Origin of the sequence: Segatella copri DSM 18205 (assembly GCF_025151535.1) — a bacterium.
Taxonomy (GTDB): Bacteria; Bacteroidota; Bacteroidia; order Bacteroidales; family Bacteroidaceae; genus Prevotella; species Prevotella copri.
In genome coordinates this window covers 981,802-993,686 of the sequence record NZ_CP102288.1, presented here as the reverse complement: position 1 = coordinate 993,686, position 11,885 = coordinate 981,802, and the positions used below count along the sequence as shown (strand labels likewise).

5 protein-coding genes and 1 pseudogene are annotated in these 11,885 nt (G+C 46.0%); 3 read left to right on the top strand and 3 right to left on the bottom strand.

Annotated features, from left to right (window positions below; translation table 11 throughout):
• Positions 1 to 75: 75 nt before the first annotated feature.
• The gene (locus NQ544_RS04040; RefSeq protein WP_006846669.1) at positions 76 to 1,368 is read right to left on the bottom strand and encodes a serpin family protein; all 1,293 of its coding nucleotides are present in this window, start codon (positions 1,366 to 1,368) and stop codon (positions 76 to 78) included.
• Positions 1,369 to 1,821: 453 nt separating this feature from the next.
• Positions 1,822 to 2,982 (bottom strand): hypothetical protein, encoded by a 1,161-nt coding sequence (locus NQ544_RS04035; protein ID WP_006846671.1) that lies wholly within the window; start codon positions 2,980 to 2,982, stop codon positions 1,822 to 1,824.
• A gap of 168 nt (positions 2,983 to 3,150) precedes the next feature.
• On the opposite strand from NQ544_RS04035, the gene NQ544_RS04030 reads away from it, so the two are divergent.
• From NQ544_RS04030 to NQ544_RS04020, 3 genes and pseudogenes are all read left to right on the top strand, one after another.
• Positions 3,151 to 4,341 (top strand): ATP-binding protein, encoded by a 1,191-nt coding sequence (locus tag NQ544_RS04030; RefSeq protein ID WP_006846672.1) that lies wholly within the window; start codon positions 3,151 to 3,153, stop codon positions 4,339 to 4,341.
• A 162-nt stretch (positions 4,342 to 4,503) separates the two neighbouring features.
• Entirely contained in the window at positions 4,504 to 8,082 is a 3,579-nt protein-coding gene (gene nifJ, locus NQ544_RS04025; RefSeq protein ID WP_006846674.1) for a pyruvate:ferredoxin (flavodoxin) oxidoreductase, read from the top strand.
• A 1,378-nt stretch (positions 8,083 to 9,460) separates the two neighbouring features.
• Positions 9,461 to 9,613: pseudogene (locus tag NQ544_RS04020) on the top strand (ATP-binding cassette domain-containing protein); the annotation flags it as partial.
• Positions 9,614 to 9,836: 223 nt separating this feature from the next.
• On the opposite strand, the gene NQ544_RS04015 reads toward NQ544_RS04020, so the two are convergent.
• Positions 9,837 to 11,870, bottom strand: coding sequence for a M13 family metallopeptidase (locus NQ544_RS04015; RefSeq protein ID WP_006846677.1), 2,034 nt, complete (start codon positions 11,868 to 11,870; stop codon positions 9,837 to 9,839).
• Positions 11,871 to 11,885: the final 15 nt, after the last annotated feature.

The following is an 11,885-nucleotide window of genomic DNA, read 5'->3' as shown; positions in this document are numbered from 1 at the left end:
AAGCAAAAGCCAGATTCCGGATTACGGACTTGGCTTTCGCTTTTCTAGTTTTAAGAACCTGCAAATTCTCTGTTATTATTCTCCCAGGAACTGACCCATGAAGAGAATGGCGCCACTATTACGTTCTGTAATGAAATAAACGAATGGACGGTTGGCATGAAACTCTACACGCTTCATCTCGTGAGGACCCAGTGAGGTCAGCATCACAGCAGCTGTTACGGCAGCAGCCTTGGTTCCACGCTCGCTTACCTCAATCTTTGCCTTCTGCAACATCTTCGATACATAGAAGCTGCCATTGGCAAAACGGCTGAAATCTGCCGTGCCTGGCTGGAAGATGCTTGGAGCTCCCAATTTACTGATAATCTGGTTGAGCGACAAATCCATCTCTGTGGTAAACTTAGGGAATTTTAAATCTACCTGGCAACGGTCCATGTCATTACTCAACTTCTGAAGTTTATCAGCATCCATCTCCTTCATCACCTCGCTGATGCTCTTGCCAGCCTTAGGAAGAAGAACGGTCATCTGATAACTTCCATTTCCGTATGGCAGCTCTACAGCCTGCAGCATATCATTTTCAGTATAGGCAAACTTCTTGTTCTGGTGCATCATGTTCACCTTCTTAATATCGCGGGTGTAACCGCTGAAGTTCTCGAGGCGGGTATTCTTCGCATCAAACTTCTCCTGCCAGATTCCATTAAAATAAATAGCATTCAGGAGGTAAGAAACGGCTGCAGGGTCTACCTGGTCGATGATGCTAGGAATCATTCCTTTAGTCTGCTTCTTGCACCAGTCATTAATGCGGGCGGCAGATTTAGAATTGGTAAAGTCCATGCTCTCAACGCCAGCCTGATAAGAATCGGCCACGGTACGAGCGAAATCGCTGTTCAATGTGAAATTCTTATTGATGGCGATAAAGTTGGCAATATTAACGGTTGTCTGCTTGTCGAGTTTGCCAGCCGAAAGCATCAGCGCCTTATAACAGTCGTTGAGTTCCTTCACGCTCACGCCCTCGCAACCGATTGCCTTCAGAATCTCCTGCTGAGTCTTGCCGTCGGCACCATTCGCAAGCATTCCCATCAGATAGGCGATGCTCATTGGCGAAACCACCTCAGAATCCATGCCGCTGATCTGCTGATAAAGTCTGAAAGCGAAATCATTATTCTTCTTCACGATGTTCTGCTGAGCCTCTGAGAGGATAAGATAACTCTCGTCCATTTCCTCATCTGCCGACAGACGGGCAGCCTCTGCCTCCGTTATTTTCTCGGCCTTTGTTGCGCTCTCATTCTGTGCATTCTTGCTTGAGCTGCAAGAAGTCATTGCCATTGCAGCTGAAGCTAAAATAGCTGCACTAAATACTTTCTTGTTCATATTTCTCTAATTTATTGGTTCATTTTAATGACTCAACGCTCCTGAACCCAAAAGGGACTGTTCCTCTTTAAAAGGCAGTTCCCGAATCGGAATCTGAATCGTGAGTTCTGAAGATAAAATGAAAAATCGGCTAATCCTTGCACGGGAAAAGCCGATTTTACTATTTCTTAACAAAAAATCTATGTTCTTTACTGAACGTGCGCATGTGGTCCAAGTACGGGCTGAAGGCCCAAAAGCTCCTAGCCCAGGGCACCGCCCTGGGTTTAATGGCAATCAGCAAGGCGCCCTGTAAGGGCAAAAGCTTTGTATATTGCCATATTTGAAAGCTTTTGCCCTTACAGGGCGACAGGTTTGCGTCCATAAACACCCAGGGCGATGCCCTGGGCTAGGAGCTTCTGCCCTTTCAGGGCGTGTGGGGCTTACTTGCTAAATTTGAGTACTTTACAAAAAAAATCAATGCAGCGGTGCCTCTTCCGAAGGTCTGCCAGGCTTTATTCTGAGATGATATCTGTTTCCATCATATTCCACGCGCATGATGTTCGTCCTGTTGGTCTTCATCTCATCGCTCGAATGAGTCACAAGATGTTCGTATAGATCGATTGCCACATGACCCATCGTTCTGCGCAGATTGATTTCGATGCAAGGAACCACGCCCAGTCCGGTTCTGTTTACGTCCTCACCTTCCTGATTCAGCACAGCCTCGCAGAATTCATCCTTCTCCCCTTTCGTGCAGATCATCATGTCAACGCCGAACGGACCACTGTAAATATCCTTCAGCGCCGGCTCCATTACCTCGATGATGCGCTGTCTGATTCCGGCAAGCTGAGCCTCGCTAATGAGCGGTTTCATCATTTCCACCTTATCATCTTCAGAGCAGAGCACATTGCCCGAATAGGCATTCTTGATCGTATCGAATAGCGAAAGACCTCGATAGAGGGCCTTGCCATCTTTCATTTCAAACTCCATGGCGAAATCTCTCACCTTATTATATAGGGGCTCTACGGTTACGCCGCCCTGATGATAAATCATGTTTGCCACCCATCTTTCGAAGGTAGGATAATCTCCGGCAGTCCTGAAGTCCTCAGCACTTACATATTTCACTCCCCTCCCACTACTGCTCCAGGGAGCCTTGACAACAGCTTTGCCGTGCTGGAGAATGAGCTCTTTGACGCGAGCCGTCTCAGTAACATATTCCACGCCACGCTGCAGATGAAGGGCAGCCCATTGTCTGCTGCTCACCTCGCGTACCTTATTTAATACAGCATCAGTCGGCAACATCATCTCCGGCATTCCCAAACGCTCCAACTCACCTTTCAGCGACAGGTTCCATCCCCAGGGATGAACACTGTCCAGAAATTCCGTCTTGAGCAGATGCTTCAGCTGAGGCTTGGTGATGAACTCAACCTTGCTGTTCAGTTCTGCCCCAAAATGGCGTACCCTGTTCTTCGCAAAATCAATATCATCCACAAGTACGAGGTCGCCCTCTTCCGCCCAAAGAGCCGGAATGAAAGCAAGATCACTTCTAAGTTGTCTACCCGCATGAGGCGCGGTGAACTGTTTCAGATTTGCAGCCAAAGCCAAATCATGTTCTGGATTGAAAATATGTAACTTCATGGTGCAAAGATATAAAGAAAAGCGCAAAATAGGGAAGAAAATCCCCATTTTTACTTAGACAAGTGCTAAATAATGAAAAAAAAGTTACTTTTTGCTATCTAGAGTTTGCAAATTAGAAATATTTAATTACCTTTGCATCGTAAAAACAATTAGAAACGATATAAACTCATGGAAGAAGCATTCTTCAGAACACATACATACCTCGTAGAGCATACGGACGCACCAGTAAGACGAACTCTGATGGACGAAATCGACTGGAGCGACCGTTTGATTGGCATAAAGGGAACACGCGGTGTAGGAAAGTCTACATTCCTCCTTCAATATGCCAAGGAGCACTTTGGCCCTACTGACCGCAAGTGTCTGTATGTGAATATGAACAATTTCTATTTTCAAAGCAGAGGAATCGCAGATTTTGCAGGTGACTTTGTTCGCCACGGCGGCAGAACCCTTCTCATCGACCAGGTCTTCAAGCAGTCGGACTGGAGCAAGGAACTGCGCAAATGCTACGACCTCTATCCAGAGTTAAGAATCGTGTTCACAGGTTCCAGCGTGATGAGACTGAAGGAAGAGAATCCTGAGCTCAATGGAATCGTGAAAAGCTATAATTTGCGAGGCTTCTCTTTCAGAGAGTTTATCAACCTGCAGACTGGCAACAGTTTCAAGCCATATACACTCGATGAAATCTTGCGCAATCACGAGCACATCATCAAGCAGATACTGCCTAAGGTGAGCCCGATAAAATACTTCCAGGACTACTTGCATCATGGATTCTATCCATTCTTCCTGGAGAACCGCAACTTCACAGAGAATCTACTAAAGACAATGAACATGATGACCGAGGTAGACATCCTCCTCATCAAGCAAATCGAACTGAAATATCTCACCAAAATCAAGCGGCTCTTCTATCAGCTAGCTGTAGAAGGTGCCAAGGCTCCCAACGTGAGCCAGCTTGCCGAAGAGATCAACACCAGCAGAGCTACGGTAATGAACTACATCAAGTATCTTGCTGATGCGCGACTCATCAACATGATTTACCCAACCGGGCAGGAGTTCCCAAAGAAACCATCCAAGGTGATGATGCACAACTCCAACCTGATGTACGCCATCTATCCTATCAAGATAGACAAGCAGGAGGTGATGGAAACATTCTTCGTCAACTCGGTCTGGAAAGACCACAAGGTAAGCCAGACCGGCAAGGACCACTACTTCATTGTAGATGGTGAGAAGAAGTTCAGAATCTGCGATGCGCAATCTCCAAACAAGGTGCGCAACAATCCCGACATCATCTACGCCCGATACAATACCGAGGTAGGCAAGGATAACAGAATTCCGTTATGGCTTCTGGGTTTCCTATATTAGGGAATGTTGAATGTGGAGTGTTGAATGTTGAATTGCCTAACGGCATCAGCATGAAGACACATAAGGGCGCAAGCCTAACTCAACACTCAACATTCAACACGCAACATTAGAATAAGAATGAATTAAATACAAAACATTTTTAATATTTTATCTAAAAGTAAAATGGCTAAAGAGAAAAAATTTATCACTTGTGATGGTAACACAGCTGCCGCACATGTAAGCTACATGTTTACTGAGGTTGCTGCTATCTACCCTATTACTCCATCATCACCAATGGCGGAGCATGTAGATGAATGGGCTGCCAAAGGTCGTAAGAACCTTTTCGGTCAGCGAGTTTCTATCCAGGAAATGGAATCAGAGGCTGGTGCTGCCGGTGCAGTTCACGGTTCTCTCCAGGCTGGTGCCTTGACTTCAACTTACACTGCTTCTCAGGGTTTGTTGCTGATGATTCCTAACATGTACAAGATTGCTGGTGAGTTGCTCCCTTGCGTGTTCAACGTATCAGCTCGTACATTGGCTTCTCACTCACTTTGTATCTTCGGTGACCACCAGGACGTAATGGCTTGCCGCCAGACAGGTTTCGCTATGTTCTGCTCAGGTTCTGTTCAGGAGGTTATGGACCTCTCTGCAGTTCCTCACTTGGCTACATTGGAGACAAAGGTTCCTTTCGTTAACTTCTTCGACGGTTTCCGTACTTCTCACGAGTACCACAAGATCGAGGAGATGGATATGGAAGACATCCGTCCATTGGTTAAGGAAGAGTTCATCGAGGACTTCCGTAACCGTGCTTTGACTCCTGAGCGTCCTGTTACTCGCGGTACCGCTGAGAACCCAGAGACATTCTTCACTCACCGTGAGGCTTGCAACACTTACTACGATGCAATTCCTGAGGTTGTAGAGAAGTACTGCCAGGAGATGACTAAGATTACTGGCCGTGAGTATCACCTCTTCAACTACTATGGTGCTGAGGATGCTGAGAACATCATCATCCTGATGGGTTCTGCTACAGAGCCAGCTCGCGAGGCTATCGACTACTTGAACAAGCAGGGCAAGAAGGTTGGTATGGTTGCAGTTCACCTCTTCCGTCCATTCTCTGTTGACTTCCTGAAGAAGACTATCCCAGCTACCGTTAAGCGTATCGCTGTTCTCGACCGTACTAAGGAGCCAGGTGCAGAGGGTGAGCCATTGTACCTCGACGTTAAGTCAGCTCTCTACGATGACGAGCGCAAGCCATTGATCGTTGGCGGTCGCTACGGTCTCGGTTCTTCTGATACAACTCCAGCTAAGATTGTTGCTGTATTCAAGAACCTCGAGTTGCCACAGCCAAAGAACCACTTCACTGTAGGTATCGTTGATGACGTTACATTCACTTCTCTCCCAGAAGAGGAGGAAATCCCAATGGGTGGCGACGACTTGTTCGAGGCTAAGTTCTACGGTTTGGGTGCTGACGGTACTGTTGGTGCTAACAAGAACTCAGTTCAGATTATCGGTAACAATACCAACAAGTATTGCCAGGCATACTTCTCTTACGACTCTAAGAAGTCTGGTGGTTTCACCTGCTCTCACTTGCGTTTCGGCGACAGCCCTATCCACAGTGCTTATCAGGTAAATACTCCTAACTTCGTAGCTTGCCACGTACAGGCTTACCTCCACATGTACGATGTAACTCGTGGTTTGCGTAAGAACGGTTTCTTCCTGTTGAACACTATCTTCGATGGTGAGGAGTTGGTTAACTTCATCCCTAACAAGGTAAAGCGTTACTTCGCTCAGAACAACATCACTGTTTACTATATCAACGCAACTAAGATTGCTCAGGAGATTGGTCTCGGTAACCGTACCAACACCATCCTCCAGTCTGCATTCTTCCGTATCACAGAGGTTATTCCTTTGGATCTCGCTGTAGAGCAGATGAAGGCATTCATCGTTAAGTCTTACTCTAAGAAGGGTCAGGACGTTGTTGACAAGAACTTCGGCGCTGTAGACCGTGGTGGTGAGTACAAGCAGTTGACAGTAGATCCAGCTTGGGCTAACCTCGCTGACGATGAGGCTAAGGAGGATAACGCTCCAGCATTCGTTAAGGAGCTCGTTCGTCCTATCAACGGCCAGGCAGGTGACCTCTTGAAGGTTTCTGACTTCGTTAAGCACAACACAGTTGACGGTACATGGCAGAACGGTACTGCAGCATTCGAAAAGCGTGGTGTTGAGGCGTTCGTACCAGTATGGAACGTAGAGAACTGTATCCAGTGTAACAAGTGTTCATTCGTTTGTCCTCACGCAGCTATCCGTCCATTCGTATTGACCGACGAGGAGCTCGCAGGCATCGAGGGTCTCAAGACTCAGGATGTTAAGGCACCTAAGGCTTTGGCTGGAATGCACTTCCGCATCGAGATTTCAGTACTCGACTGTCTTGGTTGTGGTAACTGTGCTGACGTCTGCCCAGGTAAGAAGGGTGAGAAGGCGTTGACAATGGTTCCATTCAACGTAGACGCAGAGGATATGGTCAAGGAAGCAGCTAACTGGGAGTACCTCGTACACAAGGTAGCTTCTAAGCAGGATCTCGTAGACATCAAGCAGAGCCCTAAGAACTCTCAGTTCGCTCAGCCATTGTTCGAGTTCTCTGGTGCTTGCTCTGGTTGTGGTGAGACTCCATACGTTAAGTTGATTTCTCAGCTCTTCGGTGACCGTCAGATGATTGCTAACGCTACTGGTTGTTCTTCTATCTACTCAGCTTCTATCCCATCTACTCCATATACAAAGAACGCTAAGGGTCAGGGTCCTGCATTCGACAACTCATTGTTCGAGGACTTCTGCGAGTTCGGTCTCGGTATGGTAATGGGTAACAAGAAGATGAAGGAGCGCATCGCTCACTTGCTCGAGGAGGCTAAGGCTCAGGAGCATGTTCCTGCTGAGTTCGTAGCTGCTGCTGACAAGTGGATGGCTAACATGAACGATTCTGAGGGTTCTAAGGAGGCTGCTGCAGAGTTGAAGCCTCTTATCGCTGCCGGCGCTGAGAAGGGTTGCCCTATCTGCAAGGAGCTCAAGACTTTGGATCACTACCTCGTTAAGCGTTCACAGTGGATCATCGGTGGTGACGGTGCTTCTTATGATATCGGTTACGGTGGTCTCGACCACGTATTGGCTTCTGGTGAGGATGTTAATATCCTGGTACTCGATACTGAGGTTTACTCTAACACTGGTGGTCAGTCTTCTAAGTCTACTCCACTCGGTGCTATCGCACAGTTCGCTGCTCAGGGTAAGCGTATCCGTAAGAAGGATCTCGGTTTGATGCAGACTACATACGGTTACATCTACGTAGCTCAGGTAGCTATGGGTGCTGACAATGCTCAGACATTGAAGGCTATCCGCGAGGCTGAGGCTTATCCAGGTCCATCACTCATCATCGCTTACGCACCATGTATCAACCATGGTTTGAAGCGTAAGGGCGGTATGGGTCGTTCACAGCACGAGGAAGAGTTGGCTGTTGAGTGCGGTTACTGGCACTTGTGGCGTTACAACCCACTGTTGGCTGAAGAGGGTAAGAACCCATTCACACTCGACTCTAAGGCTCCTAACTGGGAGAACTTCCGCGACTTCCTGCTCGGTGAGGTTCGTTACCTCTCTGTACAGAAGGCATTCCCTAAGGAGGCTGATGAGCTCTTCTCTCAGGCAGAGAAGATGGCTAAGCTCCGTTACCAGACTTACGTTCGTAAGAGCCAGGAGGACTGGAGCGAGCAAATCTAATCTAGCGAGATTTCAATAGGTTAAATATATCATCTCCGAAGACCTTGGTTGCGTTCTGCAATCAAGGTCTTTTTTGTTTAAAAATGCTCCATATTCATGTAAAAATTGGAAATAAGTGATGAAATATAGGGAAAAATCGTGATTTTAAGATTGAGTTCATTAGGGGCAATTCAGAATACTTTTGTTAAGAAAACAGAACATTCACATGTGGTATAAGACGGGCTGAAAGCCCAAAAGCTCTTAGCCCAGGGCATCGCCCTGGGTATAATAGCAATCAATAAGACGCCCTGTAAGGGCAAAAGCTTTGTTTATTGCTTGGTTCTTTAAAGCTTTTGCCCTTACAGGGCGATGGGTTTGCGTTCATAATTACCCAGGGCGATGCCCTGGGCTATGAGCTTCTGCCCTTTCAGGGCGTATTGGGTAATTTCAACCATACAGATCGAACTATTATGGATTTTTAATCCGCTAAAAGAAACGGAGCAAGAAGCGCAATCAGACTGAGTAATGTAAATTATCCTTACCTACCCAAAACAGAAACCAAAAGAGGCAAAAATCAGTGCTTTTTAGTGAGATTTCGAAGAAAAAATGCAAAATATGAGGGGTAGAAAGGTGTTTTCCCCCCTCTACAAAGGGTGAAAAATGCCCCTCCTCGGACATAAAAACAGCCTCTGAGATGATATATTTTTAACAAAAGCAACATAAAACAAGGATAAAAATGCAGAATTGAACAGTATAATAGCTAACTTAAGTGACTTAATATGTAGATAATTATTATACACAGAACATTAGAGTAGAAATATAACAAAATACACATAATACACTAATAACCAATACATTCAGGAATACACACAACCTATATCTGGTAAAACTCACAAGTTCATCTAGGGTGTCATTAAGGGTCAAGGTCATTAAGGGTCATTTTCATTTTCGGGGGAGAAAAATCCCCTATAGTATATATATAAATAAATATTTATATATACTATAGCTCAAAATGACACTTTCATTTTTCTAAATGACCCTTAATGACACTGACCCTTAATGACACGCTGGCTTTTTATCCTTACACCTTACCATTAGATTGTTCTGTAACAAAGTTCAGCTAGAAAACCAATAGAAATCATTATCAATCAATCACTTACACTACTTCTCCGAAAGAAAGTCAGGGTAAAAGCTTGCATTCTGCCCAAAAATGTTGTATCTTTGCACCGGCAATCGAAAGAACAGCCTTTTGTGCCTTGCTCCGGTCTTCTCTTAAGACCAACACAGGTCATAAATGATGGCAGGCGCTGGTCATCAATGAAGACCCCGAAAACGGCAGGAACGGGGCATTCTGGGGAGTTGCTTAAAGAAACAAAAATTTGAACAAGAAGAAAATAATATGATTACAGTTGATGGATTGACCGTAGAATTTGGCGGCACCACCCTATTCAAAGACATTTCCTTCCAGATCAACGAGAAGGACCGTATAGCCCTGATGGGAAAGAATGGCGCAGGAAAGAGCACATTGCTCAAGATCATCGCCGGTGTGAGAAATGCTACTACGAATTCCTGGAATCTAAGAAGATGGAAAATCTTCAGGAACTGGAGAAGAAGCAATAACTCCCTATTCTATTGTTTTCTTATCAAAAATATTTCAAGCATAAAACAAAAAGTCCTGATGTTTCAAACAAACGAAACATCAGGACTTTATTTTTTCTATCTATTCGGAAAAACCATTCCCGAAAAATTCTATTCGGAAAAATTTCCTTCCGGAATTACCAAAGCTCCAGGCGCTGGTTCTTAGGAATGAACAGCTTGTCGCCCTGCTTTACACCAAATGCCTCATACCATGCATCGATGTGAGGAAGCGCACCATCAACACGCCACTTGCCGAGAGAATGAGGATCATTCTTTACGCGGTTGCGGATTTCCTTATCAGTAATGTTCTGTCCCCAAACACCTGCATAGGCGAGGAAGAAACGCTGGTCAGGAGTGAAACCATCCTTGTTCTTCAATGGCTTCTTGGCTGTAGCATTCTTGAAGGCATTGTATGAAACCATCAAACCACCATGGTCGGCAAGGTTCTCGCCGAGGGTGAAACGGCCGTTGGCATTCAGATCAGGCAACACCTTGATGTTGCTGAAGAAATCAGCATACATATCAGCACGCTTGTTGAAACCTTCTGCATCAGCAGGAGTCCACCAGTCCTTCAGATTACCGCTAGCATCATACTGACGACCCTGATCATCGAATCCGTGAGTCATCTCATGACCGATTACTACGCCGATAGCACCATAGTTGAATGCAGCATCAGCCTTAGGATCGAAGAAAGGATACTGGAGAATACCTGCTGGGAAGCAGATCTCATTGGTAGTAGGATTATAGTAAGCGTTCACGGTCTGAGGAGTCATGTACCACACATCCTTATCTACTGGCTTTCCTGCCTTCTTTGCAATCTCCTTATCGTTGGCAAACTTGCGGCAAGCCAATACGTTCTCATAATAGCTCTTAGATGGGTCAATGCTGAGCTTGCTGAAATCAGTCCACTTGTTAGGATAACCAATCTTTACATAGAACTTGTCGAGCTTGTTGTGAGCAGCTTTCTTTGTTACATCGCTCATCCAGGTCTGAGCATCGATACGCTGACCGAGACTGATCTGAAGATTCTTCACGAGTGTCTCCATCATCTTCTTAGAGCTTTCTGGGAAATAGCGCTTGCAGTAGATGCGACCGAGTGCCTCGCCCAACTGAGCCTCTACCTGAGTAGTAGCGCGCTTCCAAAGAGGATAATCCTCCTTACGGCCACTCATAGTCTTGCCGAAGAATTCGAAACGGGCTTCGCGAATCTCATCGCTGAGGTAAGAAGCAGAACTACTGATGATGTCCCACTCCATCAAAGCCTTCAATGTGCCTGCACATTCTGCAGCTGCCACCTTGTCATAACCGGCGAAGAAAGCAGGCTGACCTACGATCATCTCCTTGAGATATTCGCTCTTGATTCCCTCGGCGTTGGCAAGTGCCTCGAGAGGAATGTTAGGATAATTCTCCTTGAATTCTGCCAAGGTCATCTTGTTGTAGTTGGCCTGAGGATCACGAAGTTCGGTACGGCTCTTTGAGAAAGTAGCGAGCGTTGTTTCGTGAAGGAATACGGCAGAAGCCTTCTTGGCAGCTTCATCAGCAGAGAAACCATAGAGCTGGAACATCTTGCTGAGGTAAGTCTTATAAGCCTCACGGATAGCTACAGTTGCAGCATCGTTGTTGAGGTAATAATCCTTGGCACCGAGAGTAAGACCGCCCTGCATCAGGATGTAGATGTTCATGGTTACGTTCTTCTCATCGGCATCGAAACCTGAGACATAGCCCAAACCAAGACCCATCCATGCATACTTAACCTGAAGCTTCTGAAGCTCGTCCTTGGTCTTGGCAGCTTCAATCTCATCCAACAGAGGCTTTACTGGAGCGATTCCAGCCTTGTTGCGGCTGTCAACATCCATAGAGAGTTTGTAGAAATCAGACAATTTCTGCTCAATGGTTCCAGCCTTGTAAGTCTTCTTCTGGAGTTCAGAAAGAATGGTGTTGATGCGCTTGTTGTTGTTCTCAGCCAGCTGGTCAAAACTGCCATAACGGCTGTAAGCGGCAGGAAGAGGATTGTTCTTCTGCCATCCACCTGTAGCAAACTGATAGAAACTGTCTGCTGGCTTCACTGTCTTGTCGAGATTGCTCATGACAAGACCCGATTTATTCTGAGCATCAGCGCCTAATGGCAGAGCTGCGATCAGCATCATCGGTAAGATCATTTTCATTTTCATTTTCTTCTCTTTATT

What these genes read in the sequence shown, in the direction of transcription:
- NQ544_RS04015 (WP_006846677.1), bottom strand. Translation starts at nt 11,870, where the DNA reads ATGAAAATGAAAATGATCTTACCGATGATGCTGATCGCAGCTCTGCCA.
- NQ544_RS04030 (WP_006846672.1), top strand. Translation starts at nt 3,151, where the DNA reads ATGGAAGAAGCATTCTTCAGAACACATACATACCTCGTAGAGCATACG.
- NQ544_RS04035 (WP_006846671.1), bottom strand. Translation starts at nt 2,982, where the DNA reads ATGAAGTTACATATTTTCAATCCAGAACATGATTTGGCTTTGGCTGCA.
- nifJ (WP_006846674.1), top strand. Translation starts at nt 4,504, where the DNA reads ATGGCTAAAGAGAAAAAATTTATCACTTGTGATGGTAACACAGCTGCC.
- NQ544_RS04040 (WP_006846669.1), bottom strand. Translation starts at nt 1,368, where the DNA reads ATGAACAAGAAAGTATTTAGTGCAGCTATTTTAGCTTCAGCTGCAATG.